Annotated in this window: 2 protein-coding genes; both read right to left on the reverse strand. The window is 38.7% G+C overall.

The window, feature by feature from the left end; genetic code table 11:
* The coding region (locus FRW57_RS24255) for a hypothetical protein (RefSeq protein ID WP_203230530.1) at nucleotides 1-276 on the reverse strand (276 nt) is incomplete at its 3' end.
* A 19-nt stretch (nucleotides 277-295) separates the two neighbouring features.
* The coding region (locus FRW57_RS22755) for a copper resistance protein CopC (protein ID WP_162529500.1) at nucleotides 296-532 on the reverse strand (237 nt) is incomplete at its 5' end.

The raw sequence follows: 532 nt of genomic DNA on the forward strand, positions 1-532 counted from the left end.
TACAGGTGTAGCCCATAGAAATACGTACATTTGAATATCAAGCATGCCGGCAAACCCATCGTCAGCGAATGACCCGACCTGAACTAGATAGTTTACTGTCACAGCAAAAATTCCCAAGATGGCACCTAAACTAACATAGTCACAAATTATGCTAACTTCACGCCGCTCAAGACGAACCGAACCCAGCATAAATGCTCCCCCCATAATGGCAGCAACATTAAGGTATATGAACCATTTTGATAATAGTGCCATTATTTCAAATGAGGTTAATATCATGGGCTACTCCACTTAAACCTTATTGATGAGCTTTATGTTCTGTAGTGTTTTTTTCCATGGTCATTGGAATCATTGTGCGCGTATTTGCACCACTACCATGTATCATGAATTGAAACTTTCCTTGCATTTTGTGACCATCTTGTCCCATTGCCATCCAACTCACTGTATATGTTGATTGATTTAATACAGGAAGTGGCAATAAATATTCATCTTGGAATTTCCCATCTGTTGGCATGGTTAATTTTAAATCATTTTG

Origin of the sequence: Segeticoccus rhizosphaerae (assembly GCF_009192725.1) — a bacterium.
Classification (GTDB): domain Bacteria; phylum Actinomycetota; class Actinomycetes; order Actinomycetales; family Dermatophilaceae; genus Segeticoccus; species Segeticoccus rhizosphaerae.